Origin of the sequence: Primorskyibacter aestuariivivens (assembly GCF_028023675.1) — a bacterium.
GTDB classification, from domain to species: Bacteria; Pseudomonadota; Alphaproteobacteria; order Rhodobacterales; family Rhodobacteraceae; genus Marinovum; species Marinovum aestuariivivens.
Window position 1 is genome coordinate 18,013 of sequence record NZ_JAQIOZ010000024.1, and the last position, 21,949, is coordinate 39,961.

Annotated in this window: 21 protein-coding genes; 18 read left to right on the forward strand and 3 right to left on the reverse strand. The window is 59.1% G+C overall.

Annotated features, from left to right (window positions below):
- Genes PGB28_RS19335 through virB11 form a run of 11 tightly spaced genes read left to right on the forward strand, consistent with a single transcriptional unit; the run spans position 1 to position 10,015 of the window.
- On the forward strand, positions 1–279 hold the full coding sequence (locus PGB28_RS19335; RefSeq protein WP_271423176.1) for a type IV secretion system protein VirB3: 279 nt from the start codon (positions 1–3) through the stop codon (positions 277–279).
- Entirely contained in the window at positions 254–2,647 is a 2,394-nt protein-coding gene (locus PGB28_RS19340; protein WP_271423177.1) for a VirB4 family type IV secretion/conjugal transfer ATPase, read from the forward strand. The genes PGB28_RS19335 and PGB28_RS19340 overlap by 26 nt, the downstream gene beginning before the upstream one ends.
- A complete protein-coding gene (locus PGB28_RS19345) occupies positions 2,644–2,853 on the forward strand; it encodes a hypothetical protein (RefSeq protein ID WP_271423178.1) in 210 nt (69 codons plus the stop codon). The genes PGB28_RS19340 and PGB28_RS19345 overlap by 4 nt, the downstream gene beginning before the upstream one ends.
- Positions 2,850–3,962 (forward strand): lytic transglycosylase domain-containing protein, encoded by a 1,113-nt coding sequence (locus PGB28_RS19350; protein WP_271423179.1) that lies wholly within the window; start codon positions 2,850–2,852, stop codon positions 3,960–3,962. The genes PGB28_RS19345 and PGB28_RS19350 overlap by 4 nt, the downstream gene beginning before the upstream one ends.
- Positions 3,959–4,726 carry a type IV secretion system protein gene (locus tag PGB28_RS19355; protein WP_271423180.1) on the forward strand — a complete coding sequence of 256 codons (768 nt, stop codon included), beginning with the start codon at positions 3,959–3,961 and terminating at the stop codon, positions 4,724–4,726. Before PGB28_RS19350 ends, PGB28_RS19355 begins: the two co-directional genes overlap by 4 nt.
- 8 nt (positions 4,727–4,734) lie before the next feature.
- Positions 4,735–5,160 (forward strand): hypothetical protein, encoded by a 426-nt coding sequence (locus PGB28_RS19360; RefSeq protein ID WP_271423181.1) that lies wholly within the window; start codon positions 4,735–4,737, stop codon positions 5,158–5,160.
- Entirely contained in the window at positions 5,160–6,173 is a 1,014-nt protein-coding gene (locus PGB28_RS19365) for a type IV secretion system protein (protein ID WP_271423182.1), read from the forward strand. The genes PGB28_RS19360 and PGB28_RS19365 overlap by 1 nt, the downstream gene beginning before the upstream one ends.
- Before the next feature lie 17 nt (positions 6,174–6,190).
- A complete protein-coding gene (locus PGB28_RS19370; RefSeq protein WP_271423183.1) occupies positions 6,191–6,871 on the forward strand; it encodes a virB8 family protein in 681 nt (226 codons plus the stop codon).
- Between the two features lie 5 nt (positions 6,872–6,876).
- A complete protein-coding gene (locus PGB28_RS19375) occupies positions 6,877–7,611 on the forward strand; it encodes a TrbG/VirB9 family P-type conjugative transfer protein (protein WP_271423184.1) in 735 nt (244 codons plus the stop codon).
- Positions 7,612–7,613: 2 nt separating this feature from the next.
- Entirely contained in the window at positions 7,614–9,038 is a 1,425-nt protein-coding gene (locus PGB28_RS19380; protein ID WP_271423185.1) for a TrbI/VirB10 family protein, read from the forward strand.
- Positions 9,038–10,015 carry a P-type DNA transfer ATPase VirB11 gene (virB11, locus tag PGB28_RS19385; RefSeq protein ID WP_271423186.1) on the forward strand — a complete coding sequence of 326 codons (978 nt, stop codon included), beginning with the start codon at positions 9,038–9,040 and terminating at the stop codon, positions 10,013–10,015. Before PGB28_RS19380 ends, virB11 begins: the two co-directional genes overlap by 1 nt.
- Positions 10,016–10,254: 239 nt before the next feature.
- On the opposite strand, the gene PGB28_RS19390 is transcribed toward virB11, so the two are convergent.
- The 3 genes from PGB28_RS19390 to PGB28_RS19400 all read right to left on the reverse strand — a co-directional run bounded on the left by PGB28_RS19390 (position 10,255) and on the right by PGB28_RS19400 (position 13,942).
- Positions 10,255–11,853 carry a Na/Pi cotransporter family protein gene (locus PGB28_RS19390; RefSeq protein WP_271423187.1) on the reverse strand — a complete coding sequence of 533 codons (1,599 nt, stop codon included), beginning with the start codon at positions 11,851–11,853 and terminating at the stop codon, positions 10,255–10,257.
- Positions 11,854–12,017: 164 nt separating this feature from the next.
- Entirely contained in the window at positions 12,018–12,827 is an 810-nt protein-coding gene (locus PGB28_RS19395; protein WP_271423188.1) for an inositol monophosphatase family protein, read from the reverse strand.
- A gap of 8 nt (positions 12,828–12,835) precedes the next feature.
- Positions 12,836–13,942, reverse strand: a complete 1,107-nt coding sequence (locus tag PGB28_RS19400) for an ROK family transcriptional regulator (RefSeq protein WP_333908248.1) — start codon at positions 13,940–13,942, stop codon at positions 12,836–12,838.
- 183 nt (positions 13,943–14,125) lie between these two features.
- Here PGB28_RS19400 and PGB28_RS19405 point away from each other — a divergent pair, with 183 nt between their 5' ends.
- The 7 genes from PGB28_RS19405 to xylA all read left to right on the forward strand — a co-directional run bounded on the left by PGB28_RS19405 (position 14,126) and on the right by xylA (position 21,746).
- On the forward strand, positions 14,126–15,151 hold the full coding sequence (locus tag PGB28_RS19405) for an ABC transporter ATP-binding protein (protein WP_271423189.1): 1,026 nt from the start codon (positions 14,126–14,128) through the stop codon (positions 15,149–15,151).
- 19 nt (positions 15,152–15,170) lie between these two features.
- On the forward strand, positions 15,171–16,004 hold the full coding sequence (locus PGB28_RS19410; RefSeq protein ID WP_271423190.1) for an ABC transporter permease: 834 nt from the start codon (positions 15,171–15,173) through the stop codon (positions 16,002–16,004).
- Positions 16,001–16,825: an ABC transporter permease gene (locus PGB28_RS19415; protein WP_271423191.1), complete on the forward strand. Its 825-nt coding sequence runs from the start codon at positions 16,001–16,003 to the stop codon at positions 16,823–16,825. Before PGB28_RS19410 ends, PGB28_RS19415 begins: the two co-directional genes overlap by 4 nt.
- Positions 16,826–16,859: 34 nt before the next feature.
- Positions 16,860–17,963 carry an extracellular solute-binding protein gene (locus PGB28_RS19420; RefSeq protein WP_271423192.1) on the forward strand — a complete coding sequence of 368 codons (1,104 nt, stop codon included), beginning with the start codon at positions 16,860–16,862 and terminating at the stop codon, positions 17,961–17,963.
- 117 nt (positions 17,964–18,080) lie between these two features.
- Positions 18,081–18,959: a glycerophosphodiester phosphodiesterase family protein gene (locus tag PGB28_RS19425; RefSeq protein ID WP_271423193.1), complete on the forward strand. Its 879-nt coding sequence runs from the start codon at positions 18,081–18,083 to the stop codon at positions 18,957–18,959.
- A gap of 10 nt (positions 18,960–18,969) precedes the next feature.
- The gene (gene xylB / locus PGB28_RS19430; RefSeq protein WP_271423194.1) at positions 18,970–20,442 is read left to right on the forward strand and encodes a xylulokinase; all 1,473 of its coding nucleotides are present in this window, start codon (positions 18,970–18,972) and stop codon (positions 20,440–20,442) included.
- The gene (gene xylA / locus PGB28_RS19435) at positions 20,439–21,746 is read left to right on the forward strand and encodes a xylose isomerase (protein ID WP_271423195.1); all 1,308 of its coding nucleotides are present in this window, start codon (positions 20,439–20,441) and stop codon (positions 21,744–21,746) included. The genes xylB and xylA overlap by 4 nt, the downstream gene beginning before the upstream one ends.
- Positions 21,747–21,949: the final 203 nt, after the last annotated feature.

Genomic DNA, 21,949 nt, shown 5'->3' on the forward strand with positions numbered 1-21,949 from the left:
ATGGCAGAACGATCCCCCCTCTTTCTGGGCCTCGCCCGCCCGCCCAAGTATCTGGGTCTCCCTGTCGGATACCTCGTGGTGCTGGCGACCGGGGTCGTTCTGCCGTTCATCTGGACGAAGTCGATGGTGTTCTTCCTGATCGGCGTTGTTGCCTATCCGATCCTCTGGTTCGTCGCCGACCGCGAACCGCATTTCTTCGAGGTGCTGCGCGTCTCCTACGGCTCAGTGCGCCCGACGAAGAACCGAGCTCTGCATGGAGGCGACAGCTTTGGCGCTTGATGCAGGCACACTTTCCACTCACGGAGCAGCCCTGCATCAAGCGGGCGGCGGGGAATTCGCGCGGGAGAGCTATCTCGCGGAGCACCTGCCCTATTTTGCTCTCGCGGATGATGATGTCATGGTCCTACGCGAGGGCGATCTGATGGCGACCCTGCGCCTCGACGGGCTCAACCCGATGACCAGTGAAGACGCCCGGCTCGACGCGCTCAAACGCGCGGTCGCGGCCATCGCCGCCCAGACCGGCAACGCCTTCGGCTTCTACATCCACCGCATCTCCGTGCCACAGGATCTCGGAATGCGCCCCATCGAGGGAGACAGCTTCGCCGCGGCGATCGACGCCCGCTGGCAGGCCCATGTCGAAGACCTCCGCCCGGCCAAGCGTCAGCTCTATCTCAGCGTCATCCGGCGCCCCGATATCTCAGCGCGCATCCCGCTTCTGCGCGCCTTTGCCCGCAAGACCTGGGTCAAGGACCGCGCGACACGGATGCAGGAGCTGAACGAGGTCATGGGCTTCTTCGAGGTGGCACTTGCCTCGGCCAATCCGGTTCGGCTGACCCGCAAGGTCGGCGAATGGCTGGGCTACCTCAATACGCTGAACGCGGGCAGCTTCTCCCCCATTGCCTTCGGGCAAAGCGCCCTGCCCCTCTCGCACACCCTGGGCAATTGCCGCGCGACCTTTGATGGCGACGTTGTCACCTTGACCGACGCCGTGACCGGTCAGGTCAAACACGGCGCGCTCTTTTCGATGAAGACCTATCCGGCCCTCACGGATGTCACGCTGCTCGACGCGATCGACCTACCCCTCGACGTCGTTCTGACAAACTCCTTCAGCCCGATCCCGAACAACATCATGGCCGAACGCATCCAGCGCATCATCCGTCAGATGCATGCCTCCGACGATGCGGCCGTCTCCCTGCGCGAGCAACTCGGGCAAGCAGCCGACGACCAGGAAGCGGGCCGCATCGCCTTTGGCGACCATCACCTCTCCATCGCGGTCTACGCGCCGGACCGCGACACGCTGGAACGCGCCGCCGCCCAGATCAAGCGCGTGGGTCAGGAGATCATGTCGGTGATCGTCCGCGAAAACATGGCGCTGAAAGCCACCTACTTCGCGCAATCCCCCGGCAATTTCGGCTACCGCGCGCGCAAGACGCCGATCTCCTCGATCAACTTCGCGGATTTCGCCGCCCTCCATGGCAGCGTCGAGGGGCGTGGGCCGGACCAGTCGCCCTGGGGTCAGACCATCTCCGTGCTACCCACGGTCGGCACGTCGGGCTATCGCTTCAATTTCCACGAGGCGGGCAGCCCGGGCAAGGAACCGACCGTTGGCCATACGCTCGTGCTGGGCCGCACCGGTACCGGCAAGACGCTCACCACCGCCTTCCTTGCGGCGCAGGCGCAGCGGGTTGGCGCAAGGCTCTTTTTCTTCGACAAGGATCGAGGGCTCGAGATGGCCGTGCGCGCCCTCGGTGGCCGATACAACGAAATCCGCGCGGGCGTTCCCACGGGGTTGAACCCGCTCGCCACCGAGACAGACGAGCGGGGCCGGGCATGGCTCTCCGACTGGCTTGCGACCCTTCTCACGCGTAATGGCACGCTCTCGGGCGAGCAATCTCGCCATATCCAGAGTGCGGTCGGCCAGAATGCTGATGCGGGGGCAGCTCTGCAACGTTTCGAGAGTTTCGAGACCCTGTTCCAGTCGCTCGATGACGAGGGCGAGCTGCAGTCCCGCGTCGCCGAATGGGCCCCTGGCGGGCGCTACGGCTGGGTTTTCGATGAACCCGAGCGCGGCGCGGGTCTCAAGCTTACAGGCGATATCGTCGGGTTCGATATGACCGAAATCCTCGACATGACGACCGAGCGCATGGCGGTGCTCTCCTACATCTTCCGCCAGATCGAACGCGTGGTCGAGGACCGCCGCCCGACCATCATCGTGCTCGACGAGGCCTGGAAGCTCCTGGACGATCCGTATTTCGGGGCGCGGCTGGAAAACTGGCTGGTGACGCTCAGGAAGATGAACTGCGTCGTGATCATGATGACGCAGTACCCGAGCCAATTGCGGGATTCCCGCGTTGGCAAGACCATTGTCGAGACGGTGCCCACCCAGATCCTCTTCCCGAACGACCGCGCCACGATCTCGGATTACGACTTCCTGCGCGTGAACGCCAAGGAAGCAGCACTTCTCGTGCAGCCCACCATCGGCCAGCGCATCGCGCTCGTCCGCTCAGCGGGCGACAGCGTCTTTGTCGACGCGGATCTCTCCGCGCTTGGCGACCTCCTCCCCATCCTTGGCGGCGGTGCCACTGGCGAGGCCCGCGTGCCCGCCGATTGGCGCGGCAATCCCGATTTCTGGAGACATGTTTTATGAGTTCAAAACCCCTCTTCGCGCTTTGCGCCGCCGCGAGCCTGCTGGCCGCTTGCGAACAATACACCGAACAGACATCGCCATGCTTCGGACGCAATGGCGAACCGCAAGTGACGCGGTCTGCCTTTTCGGTCTCGACCTTGGGCGGTCCGGTTCAGGCGGCGACCAAACCCGACTGCACCTTCGCGCCCCTGCCCCGTCCGGAATGAGCCGTGCGGCACTCATATCCGCCGGGCTCTTCCTTGGCCTTGGCGCCCTGCCCGCGCATGCCCAAGGCGTGCCGACGCAGGACAATTCCGCGATCGGGCGCGCAATCGCGCGGGTCACAGCCTTGGCCGAGGATCTGGGCGTCCAGCAGGACAAGGACCGCACCGAGTCCACGCTGGCCGATGTCCAGGCCGACCAGTTACGCGTCCTCGAGGAGATGACGGCGGCCATCACCGGCCCCGGGTTTGAGGCCCGCGCGCTCGAGGGCAATGCGGATTTCGGGGTGGCGGCAGTTTATCCCAACACCGATCCGAGCCCGATGGTGAGCCGTCTCTTCGGCGAGGGTCGCGAGACGGTCGAGATGATGATCGTCGAGGTGGCGGGCGAATTCGCAGGCGCGCCCGGTGTGGCCCGCGCCGGTCTCTCGGCCACCCAGTGGCGCTGCCTCTTCCAGGCCCTGATCAAGCAGGAGAGCCGCTTCAACGTCGCGGCCGAAAGTCCCGTCGGCGCCTATGGTCTGACCCAGCTCATGCCCGGCACGGCCTCTGATCTCGGCGTCGACCGGTACGATGTGAAAGACAACCTCCGCGGCGGCGCGCGCTATATCACGACCCAGCTCAACCGCTTCGGCAATATCCCCCATGCGCTTGCAGCCTATAACGCGGGCCCTGGCCGGGTCATCGAATACGGTGGTGTGCCGCCCTTTGCCGAGACCCAAGGCTATGTGCGCAACATCTCCAAGTTCTACAACGAATACCTCGCCGTCGTGGGCGGTGCCGACGCGCTCGGCACGCTCTCGCCCTCGGATTTTGCGCTCGCCGAATATGCCAGCATCTCCGAGGCGGGCGTCTATTACGCCGCCGACAGTTCGGCGACCACCGAACAGGTCATCAATCGTCTCCGCGCGATCATCCTGCAGATCGACGCCCAACCCAATGCCAAGGCGGCCTGGGAGCTCAACACCTACGCCAAGGCCGAGATCGGTCGCATCCTCAACCTTCGCGTCCGGCTGATGGCGGCAAACCAGCAGCGCGAGGCGGCCTATGCGCAGCACCTCGTGGCCGACCGGCTGGCCGAGCGCGATTTCATGCAGATGGGAGTTCCCGAATGAGACATCTTCTCCTGACCGTGGCCGCAGTCACCACACTCGGGTTTGCCTCGCCCTCAACGGCCCAGGGCGTACCAACCTTTGATGGCTCGCAGCTTGGTCAACTCGTGGCGCAGCTCGAACACATGGCTGAGGACCTGAACGTCCAGATGCAGCAGCTTGCGACCATGCGGCTGGAGTTGGAAACCCAGCTGTCGCAGCTCACGAACCTCGAGGCGCAACTGACCTCGCTCATTGAAGGCAGCGGGCTCGGAGAACTCTTTGCCACGGTCGAAGAGTTCCGCGCGCTGCGTGGCAAGCTGGTGGCCCCGCTCAACACCGCGCAGTCTTTGGCCAGCGGCGATTTCCTGAGCGGCTTCAATCCCGGCGCAGAACTCTCAGCCTCGGTCGAGCGCGTGCTGTCTGGCAGCGGCTTCACCTCGGAACGCCTCAGCACGCTTTCGGACTCCGATCAGCCTGCCGACAACCGCATCGCCGCCTCGGCTGGGGCCAGCGCCATGCTCTCCGTCGCAGCGCAAGAAAGCCACGAAGAAGCGGGACAGAGCCTCGAACGGCTCGAGACCATGGTTGGGCTCATCGACGATCAGGATGGCTTAAAAGCCGCCGTCGATCTCAACACCCGCGTCACCGCCGAACTTGGCATCATCCTGACCCAGATCTGGCGGCTGGAAGCGGCCCAGGGCGTCAGTGCCGGCCAGCTTGGGGTCGTCGACGCCGCAACCCTCGCGGATGAGCGCAAGTTCCGCTCGATGGCGGTGGATCCATGAGGCAATCCATGACCCGCAGCTTGGCACCGGTTCTATCTCTTGGTCTCGCCGCGCTTGTCGTGGCCGCCCCACCAAGTGTTGCGTTGGCCCAAACTCCAACCACACAGCCCTCCGGTGACACGCCCTTCAGCTCGATGGCCATCGCGCGGGACGAGGCCGACGCATGCCGTGTCCCGAAACCGCCCATCGATCTGGCCGAGACCGCCTATCTCCGCAACGGCTACCGCGCGATCCTGAGAATAATGGCCGCTGAGAAATGGCAGGAGTCGCATTCCTGCGAGTGCTATCTAACGCAAATTACATGGCAGGAGGTGGTCGAGCGCTCTGCTGATTTCATGCTGTCGGATGACGCTCGCCGTCCCTTCGATGTCTCAGAACTGCGCCTGCTTGCCGACGAAATGCTGGCAGAACACGACAAGGCCTGCATCAAATAATGGGCATAATTCGCGACATCCTTTCCGAAGTGGACAGTGCCGTCGACACCGTTGCCCAAGACGGATTTCTCGACGCGGCCGCAGCCGTCGGAAATGTGATCAGTGCCGGCAGCATTCTGCTTCTGATCCTCTTGGGAACAAGTGTCGTCATGCAGCTTCGGCCAATGACGTTTGGCAGCGCGTTTGCCTTCGGCGTCAAACTGTTGCTGATTTCGATTTTCGCCCAAAGCTGGGACAATTTCCAGGTGATCTACCGCATCGTCACCGAAGTGCCAGACAGCATCGGCGCAGCCATTCTCGACCTGACTGACACTGGCGACGAGGCCGGGGTCTATGAGAGCCTCGACAACATGGTCGCGCGCATCACCGCCTATGGCGACACGATCGGCGACCGCGCGGGCTGGGTCTTCGGCGCGGTCCTGGGCGCGATCTTCTTTGTCCTTTCCGCCGTTTTCGCCGCCGTCACCGCCGGGATCATTGCCTTCGCACGCATCGTCTTCGCGCTGATGATCGTCATCGCCCCCTTCATGATCGTGACCTCGCTGTTCAAGCCGACCCAGTCTCTTTTCGAGGCCTGGACCCGCGCCACCGTCGGCTACGCGCTCATGCCGGTCGCGGCCGCAGGCGCCGCGGGCATCATCGTGGCGATCGCCGAAGCCATCGGGGACGCCTCCGCCGATCCGGGCGATGTCGAGACCGTGAGCCTCATCCTGCCCTTCCTCGTGATCCTCATTCTCAGCGCCGGGATCATGGCCTCAGTCCCCTATATTGCGTCCAACCTCACCGGCGTCGTCGGCATTGCCTCGAATGCCGTGGGTCTGACCGGCCTCGCACGTCAGGGTTTTGTGAACACGCGGGAGTACGGCACTGGCGCGACCTCGCGTCTCGTCACCGGCAAGTCTCCGCACGAGCTGAACCAGATGGCCAATGCGGGCGTGGTGAAGACCGGCGAGCTGATCCGGCAAAGCCCCGGCGCGCTTCTCTTCGCCGCCAAGGCCTTCCGCAAACCCTGATGTGAAAGACGACGACTTTGAAGAAGCTTGTGTCCAGTTCTCCTGCGCCTGACCGCGACGCGTTTGAAGCGGATTTCATCTATGGGCCAAGGCGGCGCGAACGATTTGCGTGGTTCGTCGCGGCGGCAGGTGTGCTCGTCGGCATGGCCGGCATGGTCGCGGGCGCGAGTCTCTTTCCCCTCAAGACGATCGAGACCTTCGTGGTCGTGGTCGACAAGGAGACCGGCGAGATGGATCGCGTCGCCGCCGTGCAGGCTCTGACGCTCTCGGAAAGCGATGCCATCATCCAGGCCAATCTCGTAGCCTATGTGGATGATCGAGAAACCTATGACCTGACCGATGGCGAGCAACGCATCAACTCCGTGCTCGATCGTTCGGACGGCGATGCCGCCCGCACGTTGCGCGATCTCTGGTCTTCCACGAATGAGGACTACCCGATCACGGTCTATGGGCGTGACGCCAAGATCGAGGTGGTGATCAAGTCCGTGAACCAGATCGAGCACGGCGTGGCCCAGGTCCGCTTCACCCGCACGCTGCGCCGGCCGCGCGACACGCGCACCGTCACCCGGTCTTACGTCGCCACTGTCGGCTACGACTTCCAACCCGAAACCCGCCAGCGCCTTCAGGACGTCTGGGCCAACCCCTTGGGCTTCGTGGTGACCTCCTACCGCGTCGACGCCGAGACCCTGGAGAACTGACCAAGATGAAATCCCTGCCCGCGCTCCGCACCACACTTCTCCTAGCGCTTGCCCTTCCTGTTGCCGCACTCGCCGAGGCCACGCCACAAGGTGGCCCGCTCGATATCCGCATCCGCACCGCCGTCTACAATGAAAACCAGGTCTACCGGATCGAAACTGACTTGCGGCATTCGACCACGATCCATTTCGGGGCCGGGGAGAGTTTCGAGGCGGTGATCGTCGGCGACACCGAGAGCTTCCAGGTCGACCCGATCCCCGAACTTGGCAACGTGCTGACCATCAAACCACATGTGGCCAATGCCTCCACCAACATGACGGTGATCACCAACCGCCGCACCTATTCCTTCCACCTGCGCGAGGGCTCGATCCCGAACCGCACTGGTATGTTCTTCGAGGTGCGCTTCCGCTACCCCGACGAGGAACGTCGCGCGGCGGGTGCCACCCAGCCGAAGGGTTTCGAGGCCCCGCGCAACTACAACTACCGCGTCTCGGGCGAAGGTGATTTCCGCCCCAGCCATATCTACGACGACGGGCGCTATACCTATTTCGTGTTTCCGGAGAACGTCCGCCAGCCCGCCCTCTTCAAGGCCGATGACCAGGGCCGTGAGCGCACCGTCAACTGGACCCAACAAGGCAACACCGTCCGGGTCCTCGGGGTCAACACCTACTGGACGCTGCGCATCGGCGACGCGGCGATCTGCGCCTGGCGCGACGAAAGCGCGATCTACGTGAGCAACTGACCATGGCCGATCAAACCCCTCCTGACCTTCAAAACCGCCTCGATCAATTCAGCCAGCGCGGCAAATCCAAACGCCGGAGCAACAGCCTCGGGGTCGGCGCCCTCGCCGCTGCCCTCGCCCTTGGCGGCGCCGGGGTCGCGTATTTCCTGGCCACTGGTCTGCAGGAAGGCGACAGCGCACTCGAGACCTCCGATGTCGAGACCTTCCAGGACCGCCGCCCCGGTACCGGCGGGCGGCTGGAGTTTCCACCCGACGAGACAGAGCAGCGGGTCAATGACGCGCTGATCGCCGTCGAGGAGGCGCTTGATGTGCCCGCGGCCCCGGCCCCCGAGCCGAGCGCCGAGGTGCTGGCCGAGATCGCCAAGCTCCGCGAGGCCCTTGCCGCCAGCCAGGCCGCGCGCAATTCAGAAATCCAGTCTGCCGTTGCGGACCTGCGCGAGGCCTTCGACGAACAGAAGGCGGCGCTTGAAGCGACGCTCGCCGCCAAGGAAACCGAATTGGCTAACCTGCAGCGCCAGACCGAGACCCGCATCGAAGGGCTTCAGGCCATGCTCGATGCCGAACGAGCGCAGCGCGAGGGGCTCGAGGCCGAGCTCGACCGCGAAGGGCTGATCGCTGACCAGCGTCTTCTCGAAGAACGCCGCCGGCAGGAAGAGGAACAGCGCCAGCGCGAGGCCGAGCGGGTCGCCGAGGAGCTTCTGACCGCGCAGATCAAATCCCCCGCGGTAGTCTATGCCGACGGTCCGCGTGGTGGCCAAAGTGGCGCGGCAGTCGCTGATCCGGCGGCCCCTGGCACCGGGGGTCCGGTCCTGTCAGGAAACGAGCAGTTCCTGCAAAGCGCGCGGCCGCTCGAGGTGCAGGAGGCCGCCCGCCTCACCCATCCCGAACGCACCCTGACCCAAGGGTCCGTCATCCAGGCCGCGCTCCAGACCGCCATCAACAGCGACTTGCCGGGCTCAGTCGTCGCGGTCGTCTCCGAGCCGGTGCCAGCGTTTTCCGGGGACCGGATCCTGATCCCCCGGGGCTCCCGCCTTTTTGGCCAATACCGCTCCGGCATCGAAATGCACCAGAAGCGCATCCTGATCCTCTGGACCCGCGTCCTGACCCCGGACGGCACCTCGATGGAAATCGCCGCCGTGGGTGGGGATCAGCTTGGCCGCTCGGGCCTCACCGGTTTGGTCGACACCAAATTCGCCGAGCGCTTCGGCGGGGCGGCGCTGATCTCCGTGATTGGGGCGGCACCGGCCGTAGCGGCCGAAAGCGCCAACAAAGAAACCACAAGCATCGTTCTGGGCGATGTCGGCAGCGACCTGCAGGATGCGGTCGGATCGGTCATTGCCGACCAGGTGTCGATCGCACCCACGATCTATGTCGATCAGGGCGCCTCAGTCACCGTGCTCGTGGACCGGGATGTGGTGATTTACTGATGGAGCAGGCGTCACCAGCCTCATACCTTGAGCGCTATCTCGACCCGTTCCGCGACCTTCTGAGACGCGATGACGTGGTCGAGATCGCGATCAATCCGGACGGCAAGGTCTGGCTCGAAGTGGCAGGCGACGCCACCATGCGCCACGAAGGCCAGACCGTGGATCGCACCACCGCCCTCAACATGGCCCAGACCATCGTTGGCGATGCCAAGGCCCGCGTCTCTGAAAAGAACCCCCTCGTCTCCGGCAAGGTGGAATATGCAGGCCGTCCTCTCCGGGTCCAGGTCGCAGTGCCGCCCGCCATCGATCGCGGGGCCTCGATCACCATCCGCCTTTTCGCCTCCGGCAGCGTCCGGGATTACGCTCCTGCCTATCTCTTCGGCAAAGCCGTCTCGCTCGACGCGCTCCGCGCCGAGAAGATGAAAAACATCGCCACACTCGCCGAAGAGAACCTCGAAGCTGCACTGCAGACCCTTGTCGAAGCGCGGCTCAACGTCCTGATCAGCGGCGGCACCTCGACCGGCAAGACCACTTTCGCCCGACACCTCCTAACGCATGTGAGCGAGCACGAACGGCTGATCACTATCGAGGACGCCTTCGAGCTCTTCCCCGGCCAACCCAACACCGTCGCCCTCCTTGCCGACCGCGGTGCCGGTTCACAACGCAGCGCCAACGCCCTCCTCCAGGCCTCCCTCCGCATGCGCCCCGACCGGATTATCGTCGGCGAGCTGCGCGGCGCCGAAGCCCTGACCTATCTCGAAGCTATCAACACCGGCCATGGCGGGTCGGTTTCCACCATCCACGCCGAAACCGCGGAACTCGCCATTGACCGGCTGGCGATCATGGTTCTGCAGGCTGGCACACCGCTGACCTTCGCCGAGGTGCGGGAATACATCCGGAAATCCATCGATGTGATCGTCCAGCTGGGGCGGGTCGAGGGGAAACGGGGGATTACCGAGTTCTATCTGCCGAATTGACAGAGTTTTTCGACAGGGTGCGGGCCCGAGTCCAGTCATTCGCTGCGCCAGGTCTCAAGGGTCACCATGCGAACAGTGCGCGCCTTCGCTGTACTTGTCGTCAACGACCGCTTAACAGCTACTTATCGCCATTGTATGAGCAGCTAGAAAATGTTGAAACAGGCAGTGGCCAGAACCGAGGAGCCACAGTAGGGACCATATTAGTCCAAGTGTGCCCTTCCACGGAAGGAACGCTCACCTCAATTCGTGCCCGATTTCGGTTTACTTTTCATTCGCGTTTTCTTGAGTGCACCATGCTCATCGAGAACAGCATAGCCGATTGTCGCGAGTTTGCTGTTTGCCGTCTTGAGGCCCGAGATCATTTCCAGATGCTGATTGCTGGAACTCAGGCTGGTCAGGTTTGCTCGCCCAACCCGATCGAGGTGACTTCTCCGGCTTTCCTCTTCCAATGTGGATATAGCAGCTTTGTGTTGCACCAACGCCCTCGCATCCTCGAGTCTCCGTGTCCAAAGTACGGTTTGCGACAGCAAAATTGCCTTGCGTAGACCCGCAAACATCTCGTCGATTTCGTGTTGGCCATCATTGGAGAACTTGTACTCGCCACGCAATCTCTCCTCTTGGATGTTCAGCAATTTGCCGGAACAAATATCGCCGCAGCTCTCCACACGAATGGCAAAATCAAGAAGAACATGGACTTGAGAGGTGGGAGTTTCTGGAAGATCAGGCAAATCGGAGTAGCCCTCCCGAAGGTCCGATAGAGCCTGGTTCATACGCTTCTCACAAGCTCCAACTTCTTCGGTGTTTGGATTGGGACACTCCAATTCGTCCAGCATCTTTTTCAGGATGTCGAGCATCTGTCCGGCATGAGATTTCATGGTGGCAATGATCACGTCTGGATCTGTTTCGTTGTGTGGGAGTTCAAATCTTTCGGTGCGGCGGCCATCGTCTGACAGCGACCCAAACCAGATTGCTAGACGTTGCGAAATGGGAGCAAGAAATAGAAACAGGAAATTGAACACCAAATGCCCGGCCAACATTACCGCGCTGGCAGGCCATTTCAGGGCATCCAGTACGTGGGTCTGGCCGGCAAGCAAGCCAGCCACCGCAATCGCGGCAAGCGCACATCTGAGCAAAGCGACCGAGCGAGCAATATCCAGTCCAGGTCCTGTGTCTCGTCTGAGAAGCCAGGCTCCCAACACTGCGCTCCCAGCATTACAGCCGAAAACAAATCCCAGTCCAGCCAACGGTTCGATCACCCCAAGAGCGGCAAATGACAACGCGGTTAGAATGGCGGCGAGACTTGAATGCATCAGCAGCGTCAGAGCGATACCGAAAATTGCCGCGCTTACAGGGTCACTATTGATGAAAGCTAACAGGGATGGAGCGCCCGCCATTGATTTCAGAGGCTCCACGGCGTCGCGGATGACATTCAGAGAAAGAAAGATCAGTCCCAGGCCCAGGAATACGCGTCCGAGGTGTCGGGCCTTTGCTTGTCTGGCGTTTAGATATGCCCATCCGCCACCAAGGAGTGCGAGAGGTCCAAGCGCGGACACTGGGAGCGTCAGAAACTGAACGGCTACCGCAGATCCAAAATCTGCCCCCATGGCGAGTAACACTGCGGTTGCGGCTGGGATTGTCCCGCTTCCGGTCAATCCACTGACCATGAGCAAGACAACCGTTGCACCTTGCATGACAAAGCCGAGGGCTGCGCCTTTGGCAAGCGAGACAGGCAGCGCCGTGCTGTTTCCCAACATCGCTCTGATTTGGGCACTCCAGAGACGCTCCACCCCGACCCGTAAAAACCGGACGGCAAAGAGCAGTAATATCGCGCCGCTCATTAAGTGAATGGTGAAACTTACTATCGCCAAGATCTCAATTCTTTCTTTGCGCTGTGCGCAGCTCCGCGTTTCCAAAAGTTAGTTTTCGGTCTGGCAAACGGTGCAGCCTTACTTCACGCGGGCCCGAGGCTTCGGTATGCTTGTGTCCAAGACCGCCACGACATCTAGGCAACCGAGGGTTGCGTCGCGGCCAGCGAAACGCCTGTTGCCCTGACAAAAAACTCGGTCATGCTGGGAGTGCTGACCAGGATCTCGTTTCCAAGACGCCATCCATCGTTGGATGCATAGTCGGAGACATGGGCACCCGCCTCGGTGGCCAGAACGATGCCCGCGGCAACGTCCCATGGCATAATGTGATCTTCCCAGAAACCGTCGAGCCTGCCGACTGCGCAATGTGCGAGGGTTAGCGCCCCGGCGCCGCAAAAACGGTAGAGCGCCTTGTGATCCATCAGGGCCTTCAATACCGAGTGGTGGCGTTCGGCCGAGGATTTGAAACTAAAGCTGACACCCAGGACAGCACGGTCTGCACTCATTGTGTCACTGACCTCAACAGGCTTGCCGTTGAGGTGGCATCCGCCGCCGTGCCACGCCGAAAACATCTCGTCGTTGCAAGGATCGTAAATGCTTCCGAGGATCGCTTTGCCGTCTTCAATCAATGCGATGGAGAGGCACCAGAATGGAACTCCGCGCACATAGTTTGAAGTCCCGTCAATTGGATCAATCACCCAGGTGCGACCGTCGATGCTCCCGCCGGTTTCTTCGCCCATGAATGTCGTATCCGGATATGTCGCCTCCAAGCAATTTCGGATCAGCGCTTCTGTTTCTCGGTCAACCGCGGAAACGAAATCCTGCGCGCCTTTGGTCTCGGTTTCGAAGTCTCGGGCATGGAATCGATCGAGGGCCTTTTTTCCAGCTTTACGAATTACGTTTTCAACGCTCGCGCTACGCGCAGCCAGTTGTGAACTGTTCAACATGACATTCCCTACAGGAAGAAGTTTTCTTTGAGAGGTTTAAGTGCGGCGCCAGTCGCGGCGGGCTCGCCGGTGGTCTTGCCGAGTAGCAATTTTGGGTGAGGCCAAGGCGCATCGTAGCGGTGCTCCGTCGGGAACTCGACCCGTTCTATCAGCATCTGCGCCAGAGCCGTCGGTATTTGTCCACCGAATACAATAGCTTCGGGATCCAGAAAGCCGTGGATCGCTATGACGACGCGATTCAGCTGTGGCGTGACTGCGTCGATCCAATCGTCGACCCCGGGCCAGGCAGGATCAAAGTTCTGCCGAAGATCCTCAATGCCTGCGATTGGGATACCCCCCTCACGGATTCGTTCCAAAAGACTACGAAGAGCTGGGCGGTTGGAATGTTCCTCAGGTGTCGTATAGATGTTCGATAGCTCGCCCGCATTCCCGTTCATGCCGGTCAAAGGCGTACCGTTGATAACGATCCCACCGCCAAAGCCATAATCGAATCCGAGATAGGCAAAACTATCCAGATTGCGCCCCACACCGTTCAGGCTCTCACCTATCGCACCAGCTGTTGCGCTGTTTTCGACATAGGCTTCCAGGCCGAAGTGCTCAGTTAACTCAGTGGAAATATCGATCAATGACCAGTCACGGAGTGGGGCAGGTGCATTAAAGGTACGGTGTCTGTCCGTAAAATATCCCGGTATCGTGAAGCCGATACCACACAGGTTCTTCTTTTTGATTCCATGGTCCGACAGAAACCTGTCGACCTCCAATCCAATTCGAACCAGTGCGTCTTTGCGAGATGACAGATCGAGTGCCATCCGACGTTCGCCAACAGGTGAGCAAGTCAGATCGACAAGTGAAAGGACGACGGAATCAGTGTTTACTAAAAGACCGAGGCTGTGAACGGCCGAGCTGTTTAGATCAACAAATGGGCTTGGTTTGCCCGGTCCGCTGGCAGGGGCAGGTTTGATCGTCAATAGGCCAGAAGCGTCCAGTTGAGAAACGATTCTATGAACCGATTGCTGGGTAAGATTCGTACGCTCTGTTAATTCAGACCGCGTAATCGGCTGATTGCGGAGAACCAGATCCAGGATCATTCTTTGGTTGTTACTCAATGCGGCCAAACTGTTAACCCTCTGTTTTGCAAGGTGTTCTTTAGGTGCTCACCCGACGTCCCGATACTTTTCCGGAGCGGGGCGCAAATTTTTCCTTGGCGTCACGAATATTACATAATAAGTGTGATACAACAATACACACAAAGTGTAAAACTTGAGCGGCGAGAAAGTTGCTCTGATGGGAGGAAGCGAATGGGGCTCGAAATTGAGAACGTAGGCGTTCGATTTGGCAGCTTTGAAGCGCTGCGAAGCGTCAATCTGACGGTCGACGACGGCGCCTTTGTTACGCTTCTAGGTCCGTCCGGATGTGGCAAGACCACCTTGCTCAATGTGATTGCGGGCTTTTTGAAGCCAACCAGCGGGACCGTGCGCATGGATGGTATGGACATATCCGACACGCGACCGGAAGCACGTGATACGGCGATGTGTTTTCAGTCCTATGCGTTGTTTCCACACCTAAGCGTACGCGAGAACGTTGCTTTCGGTCCGCGTCAGAAAAAGGTTCCGAAAAATGAGATTGTGCAGCGCGTGTCGAAGCTGCTCGATCAAATGGGCCTAGACATTCATGCAGAGAAACTCCCGAACGCATTATCGGGCGGCCAGCAACAGCGTGTTGCCTTGGCACGCGCACTCGCCGTCGCGCCCGGGATCGTCTTATTCGACGAACCTCTGTCCAATCTTGACGCAAAGCTCAGAGACCAGGTCCGCACCGAAATCCGTGCACTCCAACGTGAGGTCGGCTTCACAGCTGTCTACGTAACGCATGACCAGGCGGAAGCCCTAGCTATGTCGGACGAAGTCTTTCTCCTGAACAAAGGTGTCGTCGAACAGTCCGGTGCGCCACGTGAGATCTATTTCAGGCCCCGGACTTCATTTGTCGCAGACTTCATCGGCGCGGCAAATCTTCACGTCGGCAAGATCAAAGACGGCGCAATGGCAACACCCTTTGGACCTCTCGGCGTTCGGGGTGCCGACGCCCTCAACAAAACGGTGTGCTGGCGCCCGGAAGTCGTGAGGCTCGGAGGTGATTTGCAGGGTGCTGTTACCGCGAGCGCCTTTCAGGGCGGACATCTCGATCTTTTTGTGAGTGCCGGCGACCAGACCGTGCGCCTGCAAGTACCCGGGTCACATGAGTTCGACGTAGGTGACGAAGTCTCATTTGGGCTTGATCCCGAGAACGTCGTGGTACTGGCGGATGAGGGACATGTCGATGCCTAGGTATCTCAGGATCGTCCTCTTGCTCACGCCGGGCCTCGGCCTTGTCGTTGTGATGATGAGCATGGTGATTTATCGCGCCGTTGCGCAGTCATTCGGGTTGTACAATTTCGGTGGCGAAGACATCCTGAGCCTCGCGCACTGGCAGGAAATGTTCGATAACCGTCGCTATTGGAGTGCGCTGCGCTGGTCCGGCTATATCGCCACGACCTCCGCGTTATTATCTGTGGCTTTGGCATATCCGCTGGCACTTTGGCTAAGGCGCCCGTTCTTCGGATCCACGATCCTTTCCGCGATGATCAAAGCGCCGTATTTCGTGCCCGGCCTTGTGGCAGCATTTCTCCTGATCAACGTCATATCCTTCCACGGGTTCGTCAATGAATTCATGATCTGGATTGGCCTCTGGGACAAGCCGGTGCGTATGCAAAATGACGAAAACGGCTACGCCATTATCGGCCTGCAAGTCTGGAAACAACTTCCATTGGCATTCCTCCTTTTGTTGGGATCGATCCAATCCATACCGGATTCGGTCCTTCACGCGGCGCAGGATCTAGGCGCAGGCACCTTGGCGCGGTTCCGGCGTGTTGTATTGCCACTAACGATGAAGGCAATGCAGGCAGCTCTTGTCCTGATCTTTATTGGCGCTGCGGGCGACTTCAGCTTCCAAGCCATCGCCGGACCTGCTCGGAAAAATTCCATGGCCACGCTCATGACTCAACTTCAGGGAAGCAATTATTCGGACTGGAATGGGGCGGCGGTCGTGGGCGTCACGCTGATGGGCTTGTCCTTGGTTGGAGCGGTCGCACTTGCTGGATTCGTTCAGCTGATGACGAAATTCACGGAGAATGTACGATGAAACGTCGCCATATCAGCACGATTCTAGCGATTGCAGTATCCTTTGCACTATTCTTTTGGCTGGCGATCCCATTCGCAATGGCCGTCATGTGGTCAATGGTCGATCCCGGACATCCGTGGAGTTATCCGGATATTCTGCCTCCTAAACTGTCTTTCGAGCGCTGGCGGGTGGTCTGGGAAACGACGTCGCTCCCAACCGCGATGCTGAATTCCTACACGCTCGCACCGGTTGCAGGCATCTGCACTCTATTGCTGGCTGCCCCGACGGCCTACGCGTTCGGCAGAGAGGAATTCCGCGGCAAAGCAATTGCCCAGGTTGTCATTCTGATACCGTTGGTATTGCCGGGCTTTGTGACCGCTGTGTTTTTCGCGTCGCTCCTTTTGTCACTGGGTATTTTTGAAAAATATCCTGCCGTCCTACTTGGTCACATTGTTCTGTATATGCCCTACGCGGTGCGCATTCTCTCGGTATCGTTTTCGCAAGTCCAGGACGATGTGGTCAATGCCGCACGCGATCTTGGGGCGTCACCATTCGAAGTGTTCCGTGCCGCCTATTTCCCGGTCCTTAAGCCGGGGATATTTGCGGCATTTCTGATCGTATTTGTCCTTTCAATCGAAGAATTCGCAATCGCGTTCATCGTCGGCGTTCCGGATTTTACAACAATCCCGACAATATTGTTTTCCTACCTCGGTTTCGAATTTGTCCGGACAAATGCCGCGGTGGTCGCCCTCATTCTTGTCGTTCCGAATGTCATTCTGATGCTCGTCCTGGAGCGGCTTCTTCAATCAGCCAACCCCGCCAGCGTATCCGGCAAAGGCTGATGCAATACGAACGATCAACCAACAGGAGGAAATAATGTTGCGTAAACTCATGCTGAGCATATTGGCCGGCACAACACTGACCGGTTCGGCGATGGCCGCCGATTTAACCTCAATGTCCTGGGACGGCATCGTCGCTCAGGCCAAAGAAGAAGGAGAAGTCACATGGTTCCAATGGTACTTTGAGGATCGATTTCGAAACGTTGTCCCTGCCTTCGAGGAACAGTATGGCATCAAGGTCAATTTGCCGGACCTAGACGGCGGAGACGCGGGCCTCAACAAAGTCATGGCCGAAGCCGGTCGTGAGACCGGTGCGGTCGATGTGCTGTCGATTAGTGGTGACAAGACCAAAGCGATTTCGCCATCCGATTTCTTTATCGGCCCGATCCTGTCATTGCTGCCGGAAGCGAATGCAGTAACCGATAAAGCTCAAGGCGGCGACTGGGGTGGCTATGCCATCAAGTTTTGGGGCAACCAGACTGGTATGGGTTATGATTCCAATCGAGTGAACCTTGAAGACTTGCCCCAGACCGTAGCGGAACTAGAGACCTGGATGGCGGCAAATCCTCAACAACTTGGCTTCAACTTTGAAAACGGCGGCTCAGGCCCTTCATTCATCAATAACGTCGCCCGCAACATCCTTGGGTTGACAGGTGACGCTGAAGCGCCGGAATCTCTCGACCTCGCGCCTGTTTTCGACTGGTTTGTTGACCACGAAGACGAATATGTCCTGACAACCAGCAACAACGACAGCTACGCACGGATTAATTCTGGTGAATTCTTGATGGTCCCGGTTTGGGAAGACGGGATCGCGGGCCTGATCCAATCGGGAGAAATGGGCGGTCACATCAAAGTCTACTTACCGGAATGGGGAATGAACGGAGGCGGCAATGTTGTCGCGATTCCCAAAAATGCACCTCATCCAGCGGCCGCGCTCGTCTTCATTTCTTGGCTGACATCGGCAGAAACGCAGACCGAGTTAAACAAGACGTTTGGCTCAGCGCCGTCAAACTCCAATTCCGATGATAGCTTCGCTCTGATTTCCAATGCAGAGCGCGCAAACTCGACGAACTGGAGCGGGGGGGCATTGCCAGCCGATGCTGTTGTGCCGGCTGTGATTGAGAACGTTTTCCAGCGGTGACTGTTTGGTACGAGTACCTCCCCGGACGGGGGGAGGTGAAAATTTCCCCTCGTCCAATAACTCTTCACTTTCTCACTAGGTGAGAACAATTTGAACGTGTCTCTAGAAAGCTTACGTATGCTGAAGGCAAAAGGTGTCTCCCTTTCCTCAGCCATCTCCGATCTGTCTTCACACCCCTGGGTCGTGTCGCATCGCGGTGACTGGTCAGAGTACCCGGAAAACTCGATTGAAGCCATGTTGTCCGCCGCGGAACTGGGCGCCGACATGATTGAGATTGATGCGCAATCCGCAGGCGACGGGACACTTTTGGCGATCCATGACGACCATCTTGATCGAACAACAGGTGCTTCGGGTCCTGTAAAGAGCCTGAGAGTCGAACACAGTGATCAGGTCCTCCTTAAGGCCAAGGACGGCGGCAATGCCGCACCGATCTCCGAGTACGAGTTGCCAACCTTGGCGGGCCTTTTTGAGGCCGCGCGTGGCAAGGTGCTGCTAAACATCGATACCAAGCACAAATCAGACCTCGACGCGGTTTGTGACCTCGTACTCCAAACGGGCATGGAGGATCACGTTCTTGTAAAGATGAGTGTCGATCCCGATACGAATGGCGCAGATTTGAAAACTGCCGCTTGGTTCGGAAAAGTGCATTTCATGCCAGTCATTCTGGATGCCAAACGGGGCGAACTTGTGCGTCGGATAACCAACGCCGCCGAATTTCTCGACTCGCAAATTGTTGAGGTTCAGTTTCAAGACGGCAAAGAGTTCGTAGAACTCAACAAGGTCTTGAGACAACAAAACCGGCATACTTGGATCAACACGTTGGATCCGATGCACCCGCTGGAATATTCGGACAGCTGTGCGCTCGCGTCGCCCGATGCCGTTTGGGGTGAGCTAATCCACCTTGGTGCCAGGGCGATACAAACTGATCAGAGCGCAGTATTGGCGAGATACCTCGGGCGGAAAAGCTATTCGACCGGAACAGATAAATGCAGGTGACTGTTCGGGAGTGTTTGAATTGGTAGTCGCGCCAACCTTTCTTGGCATAGATTTGGGCACGTCCGGATTGCGCGCCCTATTGCTCAGGGAAGACGGAGATGTCATCGGGGCGGCAGAATCTCACTATGAAGCCTCGCACCCGCAACTCGGATGGTCCGAACAAGATCCCAAGCATTGGGTGCAGGCTCTTGAAACCTGCGTTCAAAACCTAAGCGAGCGCTATTCCGCATTCAGGCAGATCACAGGTATTGGCGTCGCAGGCCATATGCACGGCGCCACGTTGCTTGATTCGAACGATCAAGTGATCCGTCCCTGTATTTTGTGGAATGATACACGAAGCCATGCCGAGGCAGCGGAGTTGGATCGAATTCCGGCATTCCGCGAGAAGTCCGGCAACATTGTTTTCCCAGGGTTCACCGCGCCAAAACTGGTCTGGGTCAAACGACATGAACCCGAGAAATTCGCCCGTGTCGCCAAGGTTTTGCTGCCCGCAGCATACCTGAATTGGTATCTGACAGGGGAATTTGTGGCAGATATGTCCGATAGCGCTGGAACCAGTTGGTTGGACGTCAGAGCCCGGGCCTGGTCGCCAGAGCTTCTGTCCGCCAGCCATATGCGCATCGACCAAATGCCGCGGCTTGTCGAAGGCAGCGCACGTGCCGGGACATTGCGTCCTGAATTAGCAAGAGAGTGGGGGCTGGGACCCGACGTTGCTTTGGCTGGTGGTGCAGGTGACAATGCCGCAGCCGCCTGTGGAACCGGCATACTGACTCAAGGGCAGGGATTTGTGTCGCTTGGCACCTCAGGCGTTGTCCTGGCCGCCCGCGACAGGTATGCCCCTGATCCGGTCAGTGCGGTGCACACATTTTGCCATGCGGTGCCCGAGCGTTGGTATCAAATGGGGGTGATGTTATCGGCGACCGACGGGATCAACTGGCTGTCCAGGATCACGGGTAAGAGACCTGCCGATCTCTCCGCAGCATTGGGTGAGGTCTTGCAGGCCCCGTCTCGCGAGGGATTTCTGCCCTATTTGTCTGGTGAGCGCACACCCCATAATGATGCCGATATTCGCGGGGCGTTTACAGGACTTGGCATCGACACTGAGATCGCGGACCTGACCCGGTCGGTCATGGAAGGGGTTGCATTCGGTCTACGCGATAGCGCCGATGCGCTGAAAGACACCGGCGCGAAACTTGACCATATGCTCGCCATAGGCGGCGGCTCGCAATCGTCCTATTGGGTCAAGCTGTTGGCAACAGTCCTGAACAAGCCACTGAATCTACCCGCAGCGGGCGAGTTTGGCGCGGCTCTCGGTGCGGCGCGACTTGGCTTTTGCGCGGCGGCAGGGGCCGACCCTGAATCCGTGATGACACCTCCCAAGATTGGGCAAACCATCAAACCCGATGCGGCACTCGTGGAGGCCTTTGACGAGGCCTATGGCAAGTTCCGCGCTAGATATCCCAACATCAAGGCAATCCAATGAGTACAGGTTTTTTCGACGGCATCACGCAAGTCACGTTCGAAGGTGCTGACAGCACCAATCCAATGGCATTCCGTCACTACAATCCCGATGAGGTCGTGATGGGGAAGCGAATGGAAGATCATTTGCGCTTCGCCGTCGCTTGGTGGCATTCCTTCGCCTGGGAGGGCGGCGATCCATTTGGCGGTCAGACCTTTGAACGGCCCTGGTATCCGCAGGACAGCATGGAGAATGCCAGGACGAAGGCCGATGTTGCCTTTGAGATGTTTCAGATCCTGGGTGTGCCTTTCTATTGCTGGCACGACGCCGATATTCGACCCGAGACCGGTAATTTTGCGGATAATCTGGCGACCTTGAATGAAATCACAGATTACATGGCCGACAAGCAAGCAGCTACAGGGGTCAAATGCCTTTGGGGCACGGCGAACATGTTCAGTCACCGTCGCTGGATGGCCGGTGCGGCCACCAACCCCGATCCGGACGTTTTTGCCTTTGCAGCAGCCACAGTCAAAAGCTGCATTGATGCGACCCAAAAACTTGGCGGAGAAAATTACGTTCTCTGGGGAGGTCGTGAAGGATATGAAACCCTTTTGAACACCGATCTCAAACAGGAACTGGACCACCTGGGCCGTTTCTTGAACATGGTCGTTGACTACAAGCACAAGATTGGTTTCAAAGGCACAATCCTGGTCGAGCCCAAACCTCAGGAACCTTCCAAGCACCAATACGACTATGATGCTGCTACCTGTATCGGCTTCCTTCGCAAATATGGCTTGGAAGGCGAGGTGAAGCTGAACCTCGAACAAGGCCACGCAATCCTGGCGGGACATTCTTTCGAACACGAAGTAGCCGTTGCGGCAGCCGAAGGAATGTTTGGCTCAATCGATATGAACCGTAACGACTATCAATCGGGTTGGGACACCGATCAATTCCCGAACAACGTGCCGGAAGTGGCGTTGGCCTACTACCACATCCTGCGGGCAGGTGGCTTCGAAACCGGTGGAACGAATTTCGATGCAAGGCTGCGACGCCAGTCGTTGGACCCCGGCGACTTGATCGCCGCCCATGTCGGCGCGATGGACATTTGTGCGCGCGGCCTGAAGGCGGCCGCGGCGATGCTTGAAGACCGTGGGTTGGAGGATGCGCTGTCCGAGCGCTATGCAGGCTGGCGCGAACCACAGGCTCAGGCGATGCTGGACAGTGACTTGGAGGAGATTTCGCGGCGCGTGCTGGACGCGAATACCAATCCGGAACCGCGATCAGGAAAGCAGGAGGTTTTGGAGAACTACCTGAACAGATTCGTGTGACGGAGCGTGTTTCTCCAAGATTGGAGTCAGCTGTCTTACCCGATACTCTCGATCGCGCGGGCCGCACCGGCGCCCACGAGCAGATGTACGCAGACATAATGGTTTTTCGAATCGACAACTGCTCAACGCCGCAGCCTCCAATCCCGCCAAAGTCGCAGTAATAGGAGACCTCCCAACTCCAAAATTGCTTGATTGGCAATGAC

Excerpts from the sequence above, each read along its gene's own strand:
- PGB28_RS19345 (WP_271423178.1), top strand. The coding sequence starts at position 2,644 with ATGAGTTCAAAACCCCTCTTCGCGCTTTGCGCCGCCGCGAGCCTGCTG.
- PGB28_RS19360 (WP_271423181.1), top strand. The coding sequence starts at position 4,735 with ATGACCCGCAGCTTGGCACCGGTTCTATCTCTTGGTCTCGCCGCGCTT.
- PGB28_RS19415 (WP_271423191.1), top strand. The coding sequence starts at position 16,001 with ATGAAACGTCGCCATATCAGCACGATTCTAGCGATTGCAGTATCCTTT.
- PGB28_RS19405 (WP_271423189.1), top strand. The coding sequence starts at position 14,126 with ATGGGGCTCGAAATTGAGAACGTAGGCGTTCGATTTGGCAGCTTTGAA.
- virB11 (WP_271423186.1), top strand. The coding sequence starts at position 9,038 with ATGGAGCAGGCGTCACCAGCCTCATACCTTGAGCGCTATCTCGACCCG.
- PGB28_RS19355 (WP_271423180.1), top strand. The coding sequence starts at position 3,959 with ATGAGACATCTTCTCCTGACCGTGGCCGCAGTCACCACACTCGGGTTT.
- PGB28_RS19365 (WP_271423182.1), top strand. The coding sequence starts at position 5,160 with ATGGGCATAATTCGCGACATCCTTTCCGAAGTGGACAGTGCCGTCGAC.
- PGB28_RS19390 (WP_271423187.1), bottom strand. The coding sequence starts at position 11,853 with ATGAGCGGCGCGATATTACTGCTCTTTGCCGTCCGGTTTTTACGGGTC.
- PGB28_RS19375 (WP_271423184.1), top strand. The coding sequence starts at position 6,877 with ATGAAATCCCTGCCCGCGCTCCGCACCACACTTCTCCTAGCGCTTGCC.
- PGB28_RS19380 (WP_271423185.1), top strand. The coding sequence starts at position 7,614 with ATGGCCGATCAAACCCCTCCTGACCTTCAAAACCGCCTCGATCAATTC.
- PGB28_RS19350 (WP_271423179.1), top strand. The coding sequence starts at position 2,850 with ATGAGCCGTGCGGCACTCATATCCGCCGGGCTCTTCCTTGGCCTTGGC.
- PGB28_RS19340 (WP_271423177.1), top strand. The coding sequence starts at position 254 with ATGGAGGCGACAGCTTTGGCGCTTGATGCAGGCACACTTTCCACTCAC.
- xylA (WP_271423195.1), top strand. The coding sequence starts at position 20,439 with ATGAGTACAGGTTTTTTCGACGGCATCACGCAAGTCACGTTCGAAGGT.
- PGB28_RS19425 (WP_271423193.1), top strand. The coding sequence starts at position 18,081 with ATGCTGAAGGCAAAAGGTGTCTCCCTTTCCTCAGCCATCTCCGATCTG.
- PGB28_RS19420 (WP_271423192.1), top strand. The coding sequence starts at position 16,860 with ATGTTGCGTAAACTCATGCTGAGCATATTGGCCGGCACAACACTGACC.
- PGB28_RS19335 (WP_271423176.1), top strand. The coding sequence starts at position 1 with ATGGCAGAACGATCCCCCCTCTTTCTGGGCCTCGCCCGCCCGCCCAAG.
- PGB28_RS19395 (WP_271423188.1), bottom strand. The coding sequence starts at position 12,827 with ATGTTGAACAGTTCACAACTGGCTGCGCGTAGCGCGAGCGTTGAAAAC.